13 protein-coding genes are annotated in these 16433 nt (G+C 71.8%); 7 read left to right on the top strand and 6 right to left on the bottom strand.

All coding sequences use genetic code 11. The annotated features are described in order from the left end of the window. Positions 1–142 precede the first annotated feature (142 nt). From H5965_RS39340 to H5965_RS39325, 4 genes are all read left to right on the top strand, one after another. On the top strand, positions 143–1474 hold the full coding sequence (locus tag H5965_RS39340; protein ID WP_310976141.1) for a cytochrome P450: 1332 nt from the start codon (positions 143–145) through the stop codon (positions 1472–1474). Positions 1475–1526: 52 nt separating this feature from the next. Beyond that, a complete protein-coding gene (locus H5965_RS39335; RefSeq protein ID WP_310976140.1) occupies positions 1527–2579 on the top strand; it encodes an alpha/beta hydrolase in 1053 nt (350 codons plus the stop codon). 270 nt (positions 2580–2849) lie between these two features. Beyond that, complete coding sequence (locus H5965_RS39330; RefSeq protein WP_310976139.1) at positions 2850–4301, top strand: non-reducing end alpha-L-arabinofuranosidase family hydrolase; 1452 nt, start codon at positions 2850–2852, stop codon at positions 4299–4301. A 350-nt stretch (positions 4302–4651) separates the two neighbouring features. Further along, positions 4652–5647, top strand: coding sequence for a YncE family protein (locus H5965_RS39325; RefSeq protein WP_310976138.1), 996 nt, complete (start codon positions 4652–4654; stop codon positions 5645–5647). Positions 5648–5654: 7 nt separating this feature from the next. Here the strand turns inward: H5965_RS39325 and H5965_RS39320 are convergent, their stop codons facing one another. Continuing rightward, a complete protein-coding gene (locus tag H5965_RS39320; RefSeq protein ID WP_310976137.1) occupies positions 5655–6320 on the bottom strand; it encodes a hypothetical protein in 666 nt (221 codons plus the stop codon). Beyond that, positions 6317–7591: a hypothetical protein gene (locus H5965_RS39315; protein ID WP_310976136.1), complete on the bottom strand. Its 1275-nt coding sequence runs from the start codon at positions 7589–7591 to the stop codon at positions 6317–6319. The genes H5965_RS39320 and H5965_RS39315 overlap by 4 nt, the downstream gene beginning before the upstream one ends. A 127-nt stretch (positions 7592–7718) precedes the next feature. On the opposite strand from H5965_RS39315, the gene H5965_RS39310 reads away from it, so the two are divergent. Further along, the gene (locus H5965_RS39310; RefSeq protein ID WP_310976135.1) at positions 7719–8555 is read left to right on the top strand and encodes a leishmanolysin-related zinc metalloendopeptidase; all 837 of its coding nucleotides are present in this window, start codon (positions 7719–7721) and stop codon (positions 8553–8555) included. Positions 8556–8608: 53 nt separating this feature from the next. On the opposite strand, the gene H5965_RS39305 is transcribed toward H5965_RS39310, so the two are convergent. The 4 genes from H5965_RS39305 to H5965_RS39290 all read right to left on the bottom strand — a co-directional run bounded on the left by H5965_RS39305 (position 8609) and on the right by H5965_RS39290 (position 14039). Beyond that, positions 8609–9010 (bottom strand): DUF6294 family protein, encoded by a 402-nt coding sequence (locus tag H5965_RS39305; protein ID WP_310976134.1) that lies wholly within the window; start codon positions 9008–9010, stop codon positions 8609–8611. A 70-nt stretch (positions 9011–9080) separates the two neighbouring features. Continuing rightward, on the bottom strand, positions 9081–10922 hold the full coding sequence (locus tag H5965_RS39300) for a RiPP maturation radical SAM C-methyltransferase (RefSeq protein ID WP_310976133.1): 1842 nt from the start codon (positions 10920–10922) through the stop codon (positions 9081–9083). Positions 10923–10959: 37 nt separating this feature from the next. Further along, the gene (locus tag H5965_RS39295) at positions 10960–11247 is read right to left on the bottom strand and encodes a hypothetical protein (RefSeq protein ID WP_310976132.1); all 288 of its coding nucleotides are present in this window, start codon (positions 11245–11247) and stop codon (positions 10960–10962) included. Between the two features lie 20 nt (positions 11248–11267). Next, positions 11268–14039, bottom strand: coding sequence for a BTAD domain-containing putative transcriptional regulator (locus H5965_RS39290; protein WP_310976131.1), 2772 nt, complete (start codon positions 14037–14039; stop codon positions 11268–11270). Between the two features lie 135 nt (positions 14040–14174). Between H5965_RS39290 and H5965_RS39285 the strand changes: the two genes are divergently transcribed. After that, entirely contained in the window at positions 14175–14780 is a 606-nt protein-coding gene (locus H5965_RS39285) for a sigma-70 family RNA polymerase sigma factor (protein WP_310976130.1), read from the top strand. A 261-nt stretch (positions 14781–15041) separates the two neighbouring features. Next, entirely contained in the window at positions 15042–16304 is a 1263-nt protein-coding gene (locus tag H5965_RS39280; protein WP_310976129.1) for a helix-turn-helix domain-containing protein, read from the top strand. Positions 16305–16433: the final 129 nt, after the last annotated feature.

Here is a 16433-nt window from a genome sequence, read left to right as displayed (position 1 = left end):
CCGTCGAACGAAGAACATACTCACTCACGCGGCGTCCGCGATTACGCCATAGGTGTGACGGCAATTCAGCCGATGGGTGCTGTCGCGTGCCGCCGATCGGGCCTAGGGTGGCAGTCCTCTTCCGGACTGCCAAGGAGAGGAAATGACCGTCCCGGTCGCACCAGGCCGCCGGCTCCTGCTGGGACACACTCCGTCGTTGTTGCGGCGGCGCGTCGGGTTCACGTCTTCCCTGCGTGCGCACGGCGATATGGTGCGCTTGTTCCTCGGTCCGCTGGAGACGTATTTCCTGACGAGCCCGGAGTTGGTCAATCACGTTCTCGTCACCCAGGCGACGAGCTTCTCGAAAGGGATCATCTTCGACCGTTTCCGGCCGTTCATGGGAAACGGGCTGGTGATGTCGGAAGGTGCGTTCCACCTGCGGCAGCGCCGGCTGGTGCAGCCCGCCTTCCACGCGGCGCGGCTGGCGGCGTATGCGGACACGATGGTGCGGGCCACCGATGAGCTGACCGGTACTTGGCGGGCGGGTGAGGTGCGCCGGCTGGACGCCGACATGCAGCGGTTGGCCATCACCGTGGTCGGGGAGACGCTGTTCGCGACCGAGCTCGGGCGGAGGGCGGTCGCGGAGGCCCGCCGGTCGATCCCGGTGGTGCTCAAGGCGGGGATGGTGCGGGCGTTGTCGCCGCGGGTGCTCGAACACGTGCCGGTCGTGCCCGCGAACCGGCGGTTCGACCAGGCCGTGGACCGGCTCCGGGGGATCGTGCACGAGGTCATCGCCGGGTGGCGGGTCACCGGGGAAGACCACGGGGATCTGTTGTCCATGCTGATGCTGGCCCGGGATCCGGACACCGGTGAGGGCATGACCGACGACCAGGTCTACGACGAGGTGGTCACGCTGCTCACCGCGGGCAGCGAGACCAGTGCGGTGGCGTTGACCTGGCTGTTCCACGAGCTGGCGCGGCACCCGGAGGTGGCGGGTCGGGTGCGGGCCGAGGTGGACGAGGTCCTGGCCGGCCGGGCGGCCACGTTCGCCGACGTCGGGAAGCTGCCGTACCTGCGCCGGGTGGTCGGCGAGGTGCTGCGGATGTACCCGATCTGGATCCTGATGCGGCGGGCGCTGCGGGACGTCGAGCTCGGCGGGGTGCGGCTGCCCGCCGGGACGGAGGTCATGTTCAGCCCGTTTTCGCTGCACTTCGATCCGCGGTTCCACGAAGACCCGGAGCGGTTCGATCCCGATCGCTGGCTGCCCGAGCGGGCGGCGCGCGTCCCGAGGGGGGCGTACATCCCGTTCGGTGCGGGTGGCCGTCAGTGCCTCGGGCAGGCCTTCGCGCACACCGAGATCACGCTGGTCGCGGCGACCGTGCTGGCCGGGTGGGAGCTGTTCCCGGTGCCGGGGGTGCCGGTGCGCCTGACGGTGACGTCGGCGGCTTATCCCGATCGGATGCCGATGACCGTGCGGCCCCGGCGCGCGGTCTGATCCGTTTTTTCGATCGTTTTGTTCGTCTGATTTCCTTCGGAGGTATGTTCCCGTGTCCGAAATCCGTGGTGGGATGACGCGCGCCGCCGGTCGTCGCCGGCGGGGCATCGTGCTCGTGCTGGTGGCTCTGGGCTTCCTGCTCCTGCCCGTTTCCGCGAGAGCGGAGGGCGCGAGCTGCCGGGACGTGTTTTTCCCGGTGACGCTCGTGGCGCTCCCGCAGACGATGCACGGCACCCTGTGCGTGCCCGCGGGGGGTGCGAACACGGTGCAGGTGCTGATTCCCGGCGGCACGTACAACAGTTCGTACTGGGACATCGGGTACCAGCCGGAGATCCGGTCGTACCGGCTGGCGATGAACAACGCCGGGTACGCGACGCTGGCGCTCGACCGGCTGGGTACCGGGGGCAGCACGACTCCGCCGAGTGCGGTGCTGACGACGGTCACCGAGGCCGCGGTGGTGCACCAGGTGATCCAGGCGGTCCGGTCCGGTTCGCAGGGTGCGCGGTTCGGCAAGGTGATCCTGGCCGGGCATTCGTTCGGGTCGGGTACCGCGAGCATCGAGGCGGGGACGTTCCGGGACGTCGACGCGGTGCTGGTGACCGGGCTGGCCCACAAGCTGAACCTGACCGGGACGGCGGCGGTGTTCGCCGCGACCTATCCGGCCCTGCTCGACCCGCGGTTCGCCACGGGCGGCTACGACCCCGGTTACCTGACGACGACGCCGGGCAGCCGGTACGCGATCTTCCACGCGCCGGGGCCCAAGGTCGACGGCGCGATCGCCTTCGACGAGGCGACCAAGGACACCTCGGCCTACGAGCAGGCGGCCGATCTCTTCCCGATCGGCATCATCGCGCCGTATTCGCTGCTGATCAATCGCCCGGTGATGGTCGTGCTGGGCCAGGACACGGTGTTCTGCGGGCTGCTGGCGACCGATTGTGCGTCGGCGGGCGGGATCAAGACGTCGGAGGCGCCGTACTACGCGGCCGGAGTGGATCTGACGACGTATGCGCTGCAGGGCTACGGGCACGCGATCAACTACGCGCCCAACGCGCCGGACTACTTCCGGGCGGTGATCGGCTGGGCCGATCGCAAGGTCGGCCGCTGAGGCCGTGACCAGCGGTCTCGAAAGTTTCGACGGGCGGCGAGCCGTGTAAGTTTCACGGTTCGGTTGTCCTTTGTGGACCGCGGACAGTGGTCCTGAGGAGGCAAAGCGTCCCGGTCCGGCGCCGGAAGCGGCTGGGCCGGTGCGCGTGCATTGACAATCACGCTGCCGGAAGTTCAGGCTTGCCCGACGCATGTTAGCGATAACAGTCTTGCTTGGACGAATACCGATCTGGCCGTCCAACGGCGGGTAGCTGACCGGGAGAAGATCGTCATGAACAGAAGAAGCATCAGCCGCAGGAGCCGGCACCTGATGGCCGTGTCCGCCGCCGCGGCGACGGTCGCGGTGACGGCGTTGTTCGGGGCCGGCGCCGCGGAAGCCGACGCCACCGGCGCCCTGCGCGGCGTCGGTTCGGGCCGCTGCCTGGACGTCCAGAACGCCAACCAGGCCGACGGCACGGGGGTACAGATCTACGACTGCTCGGGCGGTGCCGGCCAGCAGTGGACGTCGACCGCCAGCGGCCAGCTGACGGTGTTCGGCAACAAGTGCCTGGACGTGGCCGGCAGCGGGACCACCGCCGGCACCAAGGTGCAGATCTGGACCTGTCACGGCGGGGCCAACCAGCAGTGGCGGGTGAACTCCGACGGCTCGGTCGTCGGAGTCCAGTCCGGGCTCTGCCTGGACGTCACCGGCGCCGGCACGGCCAACGGCACCGCGGTCGCCATGTGGACCTGCCACGGCGGCAGCAACCAGCAGTGGACCGGCCTGTCCGGCACCACGCCGACCACCACCACGACGACGACCGGCGGCGGCACCGGCTGCTCCCTGCCCTCGACCTACCGCTGGTCCTCCTCGGGTGCGCTGGCGCAGCCGAAGAACGGGTGGCTGTCGCTCAAGGACTTCACCAACGTCGTCTACAACGGCAAGCACCTGGTCTACGGCTCGACGGTCAACTCGTCCGGGTCGTACGGCTCGATGGCCTTCAGCCCGTTCACGAACTGGTCGGACATGGCTTCGGCCGGCCAGAACGGGATGAACTCCGGCACGGTCGCCCCGACGCTGTTCTACTTCGCGCCCAAGAACATCTGGGTGCTGGCCTACCAGTGGGGGCAGTGGCCGTTCATCTACCGCACGTCGAGCGACCCGACCAACCCCAACGGGTGGTCCGCGCCGCAGCCGCTGTTCACCGGCAGCATCTCCGGCTCCGGCACCGGCCCGATCGACCAGACCCTGATCGCCGACGGCTCGAACATGTACCTGTTCTTCGCCGGTGACAACGGCAAGATCTACCGGGCGAGCATGCCGATCGGGAACTTCCCGGGCAGCTTCGGGTCGAACTACACGACGATCATGAGCGACACGCAGGCCAACCTGTTCGAGGCCGTCGAGGTCTACAAGGTCCAGGGCCAGAACCAGTACCTGATGATCGTCGAGGCGATGGGCTCGGGCGGCCGCTACTTCCGGTCGTTCACCTCGAACAGCCTGAGCGGTTCGTGGACCCCGCAGGCGGCCAGTGAGAGCCGGCCGTTCGCGGGCAAGGCCAACAGCGGTGCGAGCTGGACCAACGACATCAGCCACGGCGACCTGGTCCGCACCAACCCCGACCAGACCAAGACCATCGACCCCTGCAACCTCCAGTTCCTCTACCAGGGCAAGGACCCGGCAGCGGGCGGCGACTACAACCGCCTCCCGTGGCGCCCGGGCGTGCTGACGCTGCAGCGCTAGCACCTGAGTGATCCGAGAGGAGCCCCAGCCGAGCACCGGCTGGGGCTCCTCCTCGTTTTCGTGAATCACCGGAAATGGCGCCGAGACCCGTTTTCCGCGACGTCCGTGCCACCCGGTCGGGTTGAAAAGGTTTATGCGGCGAATACCGGGTCCCGGCGCCGGGTTCACTCATCAAGGCGATCATGATCTTGTTCCGGTGGCCGGTTCGCCGAACCGTCGGTTAGCGTGATCCCGGCCCGGGAAACGGCGCGCCACAAGCGCTTCGCCGACCGGCTTCCCCGAAGGCGTCCGATCACGAGAGCCTTCGTTTTCGATCAAGGGCAGGGTTGGCTGCTGAACCGGAGAAGGTTATGTCATTCGGCAATGGCGCGACGACGATTCCGCGGGCGCGACGCCCCCGCGCCGGGCGGGCCGGCGGGGTACTGGCGGCGCTGCTGCTGGCCGCCGCCTCGCTCGGCCCGGACGCGCACGCCTATCCCGCGCGGGTGCAGGTGTTCGTGGCCAACAGCGGTTCGGACAACGTCACCGTGTACGACACCCGGATGCAGGAGGTGGTCGCCACCGTCCGGGTCGGCCGGTCACCGGTCGGCGTCGGCGCGGCCCCCGGCGGGGACCGGGTCTACGTCACCAACGAGCTCTCCGACACCGTTTCGGTGATCGACGCCCGCACGTACTCCACCGTGGCCACGGTGCCGGTGGGCCTGCACCCGTTCGGTGCGGCGGTCGCGGGTTCGCACGCCTACGTGACGAACTTCGGGGCCGACACGGTCTCGGTGCTCGACACCGCGACGAACACGGTCGTGCGGCAGATCCCGGTGGGCCGGTTCCCGCACAGCCCGGCCGCCAGCCCGGACGGGCGCCGGGTGTACGTCACCAACAACGGTGCGGCCACTGTGTCGGTCATCGACGCCGGGACCGACCGGGTCGTGGCCACGCTGCCGGTGGGCCGGTTCCCGGCCGGGATCGCGACCAGCCCGGTCGGCGACCGCGTCTACGTGGCCGCGACCGGCGCCAACAGCGTGAACGCCATCAACGCCGCCGGGCCGACGCTGATGACGACGCAACCGGTCGGGGAGGTGCCGATGGGGGTCGCGGTCACCCCGCGCGGGCAGGTCTACGTCGCCAACGCCGGCTCCGGCACGGTGTCCCTGCTCGGCCGGAACCCGCCGGTGACGATCCCGGTGCAGGGCGAGCCCGAAGGCGTGGCGGCGGCCCCCGACACCAGCTACGTCTTCGTCACGAATTCGGCGTCGGGCTCGATGTCGGTGATCGACATCGCGACGAACACGGTCGTCGCGACCGTGCCCGTCGGCAGCGAACCCGAGGGCCTCGCCGTGACGTCCTGACCCCGGTTCACCGCGGCCGGCCGGACGGCGACGGTGAGTACGTCACGGTCGTTCCCCCGCGCACGCAAGTCGCCGCCGGAGACGCCGGAGACGTCGGTGCGACTGTGAGTGCGACGACGTCGGCGCCGCACACCGGCGGTGGCGCCGCACCGCCGGAGGCGAACCCCACCACCGCGGCCACCGCGCCCGCCGCCACCAGCCCGCCGGCGCCCGCCCACGCGAGGCCGCGCCGGGACCGCACCGGCGCTTCGGCCGGCGACACGCGCGGGCGCGCCACCACGTCGATCGCGAACGGCTCCGAACGCTCCGCCCGGAAGTCCTCTTCGCCGGCGAGGAACCGGCCGTACACCGTGAGCGCGACGGCCCGCGTCCGGGACAACGCGCCCGCGACGGTCGCGGGATCGCCGTCGGGGCAGAGGAACCCGTGCAGCAGCACGAGCGGGCGGCCGTACTCGTCGCGGGGTTCGCCGCCGGATTCCACCTCGGTCACGGCGTGCTCGGCCCAGACCAGCACCCCGTACGGTGTCGGCGCGGCACGCGATGGCACGTCGTCCAGCGGTGTCGCGGTGGCTTCGAGGAACCCGTGCTCCGGCAGGAAGCCCGGCACCAGCAGGGCCGAGTAGCCGCGCCGCCGTCCGCGGGCGATCAGGAACGGCCACGCCCGGCCGGTCACCAGTCGCCCCAGCGGTCGCCGCCGAGGCGGGACACCGGCAGTTTCGCTTCGAGCACCGCGACCTGCCGCTGCAGCTCGCCGACCACGCGCCGGCGGGCCTGGACGTAGTGCTCGGCCAGCTGGTCGGCCTCGCCGAGCCGGGCCATCCGGGCGCCGCGCTCGGCCGGGTCGTCGTGCGGGCGCAGGGTGTCCAGCAGCAGCATCAGGCTCGACTCGGCGACCAGGCCCGCGCCGACCGCGGAGGCCAGCACCCGCGCGGCGTGCGCGGTGAGGTAGCCGCCGAGGGTTCGCAGTGCCTCGGCCGGGCCCATCCGCAGCCGCCGTTGCGCGGCCTCGAGCAGCTCCGCGCGGGTGGCCCGGTCGAGGGCGAGTTCGGTCTGGCGCAGGATGTCCGGCACGACCACCGACAACGCGGCTTCGACGTTGCCGGGCCGGAACTGCCCGTCGGGCTTCTTCCGGACCATGCCGTCCGAGAAGACGGCGAAGTCGTGCCCGACCGCGGTCACCGGGATCAGCCGCACGATCCGGCGGGCGCTGTGCACCTTGACCAGGTCGGCGAACCCCGGCGTCCGCATCAGCCGGTCGCGGACGATCCGCAGCCGCTCGTTCTCGTCCGGGTGCAGGTGGTCGAGCAGGTCCCACTTGGTGATGACGAAGACGATCGGGCTGCGCACCGGCAGCATCGCGTTGATCATCGCGTCGAGGGACGCCTCGAGCATCAGCATGCCCCGCTGGTCGCCCTGTTCGGCCTGCAGCAGGCGGAAGCCGTCGATGATGCCGACGAGCGCGTCGGCGTCGGCGATCGCTTCCAGCAGCGTCGCCTGCGCGGTCGAGCCCGGCGCGTCCGGGTCGGTCAGCAGTTCGCCCGGGTACTCGAGGTAGCCGAGCTTGACGACGGGTTCGGCCGCGCCGGCGACGTCGGTCAGCACGCTGAACTCGAACTCGCGCAGTTCCCCGCGGGTGGTGCCGCGCGGCCACTCTTCGTGGACGTCGGCCGCCTTGCGGTACCACCGGTTCAGCTCGATCAGCTGCTCGTGCGGCACGCGCAGGTAGAAGCCGCGGTCACCCGGGGTCTGCAGCCGGCGGTAGATCCCGGTCAGCAGCAGCGTCTTGCCCGAGCCCTGCAGCCCGAGTGTGACGATCCGGAACGCCGGGATCCCGCCGGGCGGGCCGGCGAGGAGCGCCGCGGGCCGGTCCGCGCGGCGGCGGCGTCGTCGCCAGAGCAGCACGGCCACCAGCGACAACGCGAGAAGGATCAGCAGGACGCTCACGGTTTGTCCCCTTCCGTCATCGAGACGGAGCCGCGAGCCGCCGGGGAAATACGCCGGGAACGCCGGTGTATCTGCCGGACGTTTCCGGGCTCTGTCCGGCACAGCTCCCACTGCGGAAGGAACGACCATGCCGGAACCGAAGACCCACCACGCCCGCGCCGACGCCGAACGCGCCCGGCTGCTGACGGGCACCACTTCGCCGTTCACCATCACCGTCGAGTTCGCCGGCGGGCTGACCCAGGTCCAGCAGGACGCCTTCGCCGCGGCCGCCGACCGCTGGGCGACGGTGATCGTCGGCGACCTGCCGGACGTCGTGTTCGAGGGCGAACCGATCGACGACGTGCTGATCGTCGCCAAGGGCGCCGACATCGACGGCGAGGGCCACATCCTCGGCCAGGCGCGCATCACCCACGTGCGGCCGGCGGGCCCCGAACCGTGGGCGCTGCTGCCGGTCCGCGGGGAAATGACGTTCGACCGGGCCGACCTGGCCAAGATGGAGGCCACCGGCATTCTCGAGGACGTGATCACCCACGAGATGGGCCACGTCCTCGGCGTCGGCTCGCTCTGGGGCCCCAAGGGCCTGCTGGTCGGCAAGGGCACCAGCGACCCGGTGTTCGCCGGCCCGGCGGCGATGGCCGAGTACCACAAGCTGCTGCTCGGGGCCGGCGAGCCGGTGCGGGTGCCGGTGGAGGACACCGGCGGGCCGGGCACCCGGGACGTGCACTGGCGGGACCGCACCTTCGGCAACGAGCTGATGACCGGCTTCGTCGGCCACGCCCCGAACCCGCTCAGCCGGGTCACCGTCGCTTCCCTCGGCGACCTCGGCTACCAGGTCGACATCGACGCGGCGGACGCCTACGAGCTGCCGGCGGACCTGGCGCCGACGGCGGCGGGCGTGGCGGTGCACGCGCTGGCGGTCACGCCGGCTCCGGTCGAGCTGTCCCGGCAGGACGTGCGCGGCTGAGAAGGCGGGTCCCGTGGGCCGGTTCCGCCACCGCGGAACCGGCCACCGGCCGGTCAGCAGCTCGAATGCATCTTGAGGTGGACGATGTCGTCCCAGAGGCCGGTGTCGAAGGTCGCCCAGGCCCGGAACCGGTAGCGTTCGGCGCTGCTCGGCATGTTCTGCACGAACTTGCGCCAGTCGCCGCCGACCGGGTGTTCGGTGGCCAGCGACCCCAGGATCGCCCGGTTGGCGTCGAGCAGGTCGACGTGCCAGATGACCCAGGCGTCATCGTCGTCCCCGCTGGTCACCGTGGCGTCGAAGGCGGCGGTCCCGTCGGGGAACAGGGTCCACTTGGCGCCCTCGAACATCGTGCAGTCCCCCTTCCGGATCAGCCCCCAGGTGAATTCCCACGGCGTCCAGCCGCTGAGCCGTTTCGCTGAGGCGTTCGCCGCCTCCATGATGACCGACGGGTCCATGTCGAGTGCCTTTCCGCTCGTGCGCAGTGCTACCGCCGGACAGAGCCGCGGGGGAGGCGCTTGATACGGGTCACCGGCCGGGTGTCGCGGGCAGGGCGAGGGAGAGGGCGAGGTTCCCGTCGAGGAACATCAGCCCCCGCGCCCCGAACTGCCGGAAGGCGGCTTCGACCGCGGGCACGCCCACGGTGAGGCCGAGTTCGCGGTGCACGGCCGCGGCGGTGCGGGGCCGGTCCACACAGGCGAGATAGAGCTCGGCGAGCGTGTCGCGGAAGGTGTGGGTGCCGCGGCTGCCGGGGTGGCGGCCGTCGTAGATCTGCAGGAACCCCGGGGCGCAGCGGTACACCAGCACCGGTTCCGGGGCCGCCCGCCAGGCCGCCGACCACGCCGAAACCGCCTCCCGCAGCGGCGCGTAGACCTCCGCGGGCAACTCGTCCTCGGGTTCGTACTCGAAGAAGTAGGCGACCCGGCGGACGTCCACCGCGGGTGGGTAGACCTGCCGGTAGCTGGGCTCGGGTTCCCGCGCCCGCAGCGGGAACCGGCCGGGCCGGGTGAACAGCGGGCTGAACCGCTCGAGCCAGAGCCGGGACGCGCCGGCGGGTGGCTGGAGGTGGACCAGGTGCGGGATGACCGCCGCCTGTTCGGCGTACGCCCCGGCCGGTTCGCCCGGGAACCCCCAGAGGATGTTCCAGGCGACGGAGATGCCGTAGTAGCGGGCCCAGCGCAGGAGGTTGACGTTCTGCGCCGCCCGGACCCCCTTGTCCATCAGCCGGAGCACTTCGGAGCTCAGCGACTCCAAGCCGGGCTGCAGCTGCGTGACGCCGGCCGCGGCGAGCAGCTTCAGCTGGGCGCGGGACAGGTTCGCCTTGACCTCGTAGAAGAGCTGGTACTCCCGGCCGGCCTCGGCCAGGGCCGGGACCAGCGTCTTGAGGTAGCCGGGCTCCATGATGTTGTCGACCGCGTCGAACCGGAACGTCCGGTACCGCCGCGCCTGCCGGTCCAGTTCGCCGAGCACCCGGGACGGCGACTTGGCGCGGAACCGCATGGTGGTGCCGTTGAGCCCGCAGAACGTGCAGTGGTGCTTGGCGCCCCACCAGCACCCGCGCGCCGACTCGAACGGCAGGGCGACGTGCCCGGTGGGCAGCCCCAGCCGGCCGGCCCGCTCGAAGTACTCGTCGTAGTCCGGCACCGGCAGGTCGTCGAGCCGGTCGTGCGGCGCCTCGCCGGGAGCCGAGACGACCTCGCCGCCGGAGCCGCCGGCCCGGCGGGCGACCCCGGGGACGGTTGCCGGGTCCGTGCCGGTCGTCAGCGCCTCCAGCAGGCGCGGGAACGCGACGTCCCCTTCGCCGAGCACGGCGAAGTCGATGCAGTCGACGGACCGGACCAGCTCCAGGCCCATCTCGCCGTCGAAGTTGGCCCCGCCGAACACGGTGACGACCCCGGGATCGCGCTCCTTGAGCCGGCGGGCCAGCGCGAACGACGCCACGTTCTGCTGGAAGGTGCAGCTGAAGCCGACGATCCGGGCTCCGGCGAGCTCGTCGGCGACGGCGTCGAGGAACGCGGGCACGTCCCGGTCCCGGACGGCCGCCAGCCAGTCCGGTGCCGCCCCGGCGGGGTCGTCCAGGTAGGACAGTTCGGCGCCGACCTCGGCGAGCAGCTTGCCGTCCGGGTCCGGTGCGGCGTCGCCGAAGGCCGCGACGGAGAAGAGCCAGTCGCCGAGCTGCCGGCCGCGGTGGTCGGCGAGCTTCCGGTACCGCTCGAGGCCGATCCGGACGGCGAAGTCGAGGTTCAGGTGCAGCGTGCGGACGGGGAACCCGTGCCGTTCCCCGATCGCCTTGAGCAGCCCGAGCTGGATGGACGGCCGATCGGCGTCGAGGAACGGCATCGAAACGAGGACAACGGGTGACGTGGTCATGGCCGGGCTCCAACCCCGCACGCGGCGGCTTCGGGTGCTACCGGATGAAGGCCTTGATGAACCGCGGCACCACGAACGCCGCCGAGGAGTCGGATTGGTAGTTCACCAGCAACTCCTGCTGCTCCGGCGTGAAGGACTCGTGGAACTCGGAACCGAAAGCCTCCGCGATCCGGCGCTCGACCGCGTCCTCTTTTGCCGTCGCGAGCCAGGCGAACCAGAGCACCGCGGAAAGGAATTTTTGCTGCTCCTCCGGGAGCGCCTTGGCCAGTTTCTTCAGATTCGGCCAGAAATCGGTGAGGCCCGTCGGCTGGTCCTTTTTGGACATTGTTTCCTCCGGTTCGGTGACTATCCACTGTGTACTTCGGCCAATCTCATCCGTACTTCGTCCGCCTCCGGGTGCGCGAGGTGGACGAGGATGTCGTGCGCCTGTTGCCAGCCGGCCCGGGCGGCCTCGACCTCGCCCAGTTCGTGGCGGAGGTTGGCGAGCTCGATCAGCACCCGCGCCTCCGTCACGAGGTTTCCGTTGCGGTGCACGATCTCCAGCGCCCGCTCGTAGCAGGCGATCGCCCGGGGGTGGTCCCCGAGCTGCTTGTGGGCGTAGCCGATGCTGTGCCAGCTCTGGGTGGCGCCCATCTGGTCGCCGAGCTGCGTCTGCAGGTCGAGGGCCTGCTGGCAGAACCCGATGGCCTTGGCGTGCGCGCCGAGCAGGGTGTGGAACCAGCCGACGGCGTTGAGCGCCGTCGCCTCGCCTGCTCGGTGCCCGGCCGCCTGGAACAGCTCGAGGGCCTGTTCGGCGTGCGGGAGCGCGTCCGCGGCGAGGCCTTGCTTGTCGAGCAGCCAGGCGAACTGGCGGTGGGCGTGGGCTTGCCCGACGACGTCGGCGCTCGCGCGGTACAACTCGAGGGCCGCTCCGAGGTCGGTGCCGGCTTCGGCGTGCCGGCCGAACCTGGCGTGCGTGCCGCCCAGGTGCAGGTGGGCGAAGGCCTGCTTGCGCCGGTCACCGAGCCGGCGCGCGGCGGCCAGTGCGGTGGTGAGCACTTCCTTCTCGTCGTGCCAGTACCCGCGCATGTTCAGGAACCGCTGCATCGACCAGGCGAGCTCCCAGACCCGGGCGTCGAACTCCGCGTCCGCGTGGACGGCCTGCAGCAGCACCCGGTGCTCGGCCTCGAACCACGCCAGCGCCCGCCGGTGGTCGGTGATCCGGTCCGGCTCGGCTCCCTCGGGCAGCGGGGTCAGCTCGGGCGGCACTTCCAGCCGCGGGTCGAGGAAGCCGTCGGCGAGGTAGGCGGTGTGGGCGTAGTGGCCGAGCAGCCGGTGCGCCGCCCCGGCCCGCCCGGCGGGGGACTCCTCCTCGAACGCCAGCTCCGCGGCGTAGGCGCGCAGCAGGTCGTGCAGGGTGTAGCGGCCGGGGGCCGGCTCGGCGATCAGGTGCGCGTGCGCCAGCTCGGTCAGCAGCACCCGGGTCCGTCCCGCGGGCAGCCCGGCCAGGCTCGCCGCCGCCGGTGTGCCGAGGTCCGGGCCGGGGTGCAGGCCGAGGAGGCGGAACAGCCGGGCCGCCGCGGGATCCAGGCGCAGGTACGACCAGGAGAACACCGCCCGGGGGTCGGTCGCCGGGTCGGCGGCGGCGAACTCGTCGAGGCCACGCGCGTCCCGCAGCTGGCCGGCCAGCGCGGCCAGCCCGAAACCGGGGTGGATCGCCGCGCGCGCCGCCACCACCGCCAGGGCCAGCGGCAGGTGGGCGCACAGGGTGATGATCTCGTCCGCCGCCGCGGGCTCGGCCGCGATCCGGTCCGCGCCCAGCCGGCCGCGCAGCAGCTCCCGCGCCTCCGCTGTGTCCAGGAGGTCGACGGCGAGGGGACGGGCGCCGGCCGTGACCAGACCGGTGAGCTGGTCGCGGCTGGTCACCAGCACCACGCTGCCCGGTGCGCCGGGCAGCAGCGGCCGCACCTGCCCGGCGTCCCGGGCGTTGTCCAGCACGACCAGGACGCGCCGGTTCGCCAGGAGCGTCCGGTACAGGCCGGCCTGCGCGTCGAGGGTGCGGGGGATCCGGTTGTCGGGGACGTCGAGGGCTTCGAGGAACCCGCGCACCGCGTCGGCCGGAGCCACCGGCGACCCGGTCGGATCGAAACCGCGCAGGTTCACGTACAGCTGGCCGTCGGGGAACTCGTCGGCCACCGAGTGGGCCCAGTGCAACGCCAGGGCCGTCTTGCCGACGCCGGCGGTGCCCGACAGCACGACGATCCGCGGGGCGGGGGACCGCTCGCTCTCGATCTCGCCGAGGCGGCGCAGCGCCCGCTCCCGGCCCGCGAACCCCGGCGTGTCCGGGGGCAGCTGCGCGGGGATGGAAGCCGGTGCGGCGCGCGGGCCGGGCGGCAACTCGCCCCGCAGGATCTCGCCGTGCAGGGCCCGCAGCTCGGCGCCGGGGTCGGTGCCGAGCGCGTCGGCGAGCCGGGTGCGGACGGCGGCGTAGCGCTCGATCGCCTCCGCGTCCCGTCCCGCGGCGTGCAGCGCGCGCATGAGCAACGCTTCGAGCGGCTCCGCGAGCGGGTACTCCGCGGCCAGCTCGGGCAGCGCGCCGATGACCGCGCCGGGCCGGCCGAGCCGCAGTTCCAGCTCGCCCCAGGCGACGGCCGCGTCGAGCCGGCGGCGGTGCCAGGCCGTGCGGACCTGCTCGGCCCAATCACCGTGGAGGCCGGCCAGCGGCGCACCCCGCCAGCCGCGCAGGGCCTCCGACAACGCGGCGGCCCGGTCGGCGTCGGTGGCGCGAAGATCGTTGCCCCGGTCGACCAGGTGGGCGAACCGGTGCAGGTCGACGACGCCGGGGTCGATTTCCAGCAGGTAACCCGCGGTTTTCCGGGTGACCCCGGCCGGCGTGCCGGTCAGTTCCGTCACCCGATCGAGGAGCCGGCGTATTCGGCTCAGGTGGGAATAGACGACATTGCGCGCCTCTTCCGGCGGGTTTTCACCCCAAACCCGATCGATCAGCGTCTCCATCGGAACCGGGCGCCCGGCATCGACCGCCAATGCCGCGAGAATGGCCTGCTGTCGTGGGGTCCCGACGTCCAGCGGCTCTCCCGCGACGCGCAGCTGCACCGCCCCGAACAGCAGAAACTCCATGCGGCGGACTCCCCGTGGTCGACGCGTCCGGACCGGCCACGTCGATGCTGCCCGCACCGCAAGGTCTCTGCAAGGTCGGCGTCCAGGGCGTGGCGGAATCGTGAACCCGGGAACAGCCGAGTTCGAGGAGGGACCATGCGGGACGAGTCGCCGGGACGATTGCTGGAAAATGCGGCCCGAGGTGCGGAATGGGCTTGGCGGGAGCTGGTCGCCCGCTATTCTTCGCTGATCCACGCGGTGTGCCGGCAACACCGGATCGGCGATGCCGACGCCCAGGACATCAGCGGCGCGGTGTGGCTGCAGCTGGTGGCCAACCTGGCGCAGATCCGCGAACCGGACGCGCTGCCCGGCTGGCTGCGCACCACCGCCCGGCACGAGTGCCTGCGGCTGCTGCGCCACCGGAACCGGCAGATCCCCACCGAGAGCACGATGTTCGCCGACCCCGAAGGGCCCGCGCCCGACGCCACGGTGATCGGAGCCGAGCGGCTGGTCGCCGCCCGCAACGCCTGCGCCCAGCTGTCGCGGCAGGACCGGGAACTGCTCTCGCTGCTGTTCGACGACCCACCCAGGTCCTACCGGGAAATCAGCACGACGCTGGGGATTCCGGTCGGCTCGATCGGCCCGTCGCGCGCCCGGTGCCTGGCGAGGGTGCGCAACACGCCGGCGATCGTCGCGCTGCTGGCCGCGGAGCGGCCGGATTTCCCTGGGCACACTTCCCGGAGCGGGCGGGCCACCGCTTGATACACGCGGCCGCGGCGGAGGCCACCCGGTCGGCAGCGCACATGTCACCGGCCGTTGAAGACATCCACCTGAGCCGGCGGGCGTTTCGGGCCGCGCCACCACCGTAGCCCCGCGCGGCCCGTGCGGTGACCGGAAAAACGGCGTCGTTTCCTGCCACCCGGGTTACGCCGATCGGGCCATCCGCGGCGGCCCGATTTCCCTTTGTATCTGTGGTAAAGCTCGTTGCCCCTTTAGCAATGAGCTCAGGCAGAGGGAGATGGCATGGGTCGGCCGGAACGCCCGCTGGACCTCACCGCCGGACCGATCGCCGCCTTCGCTCACGAACTGCGGGCGTTGCGGAGCCGGGCCGGGAACGCCAGTTACCGGGAACTCGCCAGGGCCGCGCACTTCGCGCCGTCCGTGTTGTCCAGTGCCGCCAGCGGCCGCCGGCTGCCGACCCTGGCCGTGACACTGGCCTTCGTGTCCGCCTGCGGCGGGGACCGCCTCGCGTGGGAACAGCGCTGGCGGAGCATCGCCGGCCAGAAGGGAGACGACGAACCACCGAAGGCCCGCGGCAAAACCGTCCGGCCGGCGCAACTACCACCCGGCTCGAGAACCTTCGTCGGCCGGCAACCGGAGCTCGCGGACGCCGTCGCGGCGAGCGGACCGGGGACGGCGCCGGTGCTCGTCACCGGGCCGATCGGAACCGGCAAAGCCACCTTCGCCCTGCGGCTGGCCGAAGAGATCACCGCGGGCTTCCCGGACGGGCAGCTCTACGCCGACCTCGGTGAAGGCCGCTCGACCGACGGCATCGTGCGGGGCTTCCTGCGCGCCCTGGGCGTGGCGGCCCACCTCGTGCCCGACGACCCGGCGCACCGGATCGACCTGTACCGGTCGCTGCTGGCCGAACACCGGCTGTTCGTCCTGCTCACCGGCGCCGGCACCGAGGCGCAGGTGCGCCCCCTGCTCGGCCGGTCGGCACACAGCCAGGTCGTCGTGACCAGCCGCGCCCGGCTGCCGGCCCTGGAGGACGCCCACCGGGTCGAGCTGACCGCGTTCACCCGCCCGGACTCGCTGGCGCTGCTCGGGAAGATCGCCGGCGAACGCCGGATCCACGCCGAACACGCCGCCGCGGACGCCATCGCCGCGCGCTGCGGCGATCTGCCGCTGGCCGTCAGCATCATCGGACGCAGGATCGCCGCGCGCCCGGAACGGGCGATCGCCGCCACGACCGGCCGGGACCGGCTCCTGGACAGCCTCAGCGTCGGGGACGTCAACGTCCGCGACCGCTTCACCGCGGCGTACGAAAGCCTTCCCGCCGCAGGACGCGCGGCCGTCCGCCACTTCGCCACCGGCAGCGTGACACCGGCGCGCATCGCCGCGGCCATCGGTGTCACCATCGAGACCGCCGACGAGCTGTTGGAGTCCATTGTGGACTCCGGGCTCATCCGGCGTGCCGACGCCGCCGGTCGCTACGCGATTCCCGAACTGGTCAAGGTGTTCGCCGCGGAAGCGACGGCGAGATTCCCGGGTCGCCGGGAATAGTTCCCCTACCCTCCGGGAACCGGCCGAACCTAGCCTTCGTGCACCGGGCCGGCGGCGCTCACAGTCCACTGTGTACTCACTGGACGCCCGCGCGCCGCCGGCCGTCGTGAGTTCGTGACCACGGAGGTG

Origin of the sequence: Amycolatopsis sp. 505 (assembly GCF_031625235.1) — a bacterium.
Taxonomy (GTDB): Bacteria; Actinomycetota; Actinomycetes; order Mycobacteriales; family Pseudonocardiaceae; genus Amycolatopsis.
This window is presented reverse-complemented; position numbering and strand designations above follow the sequence as displayed.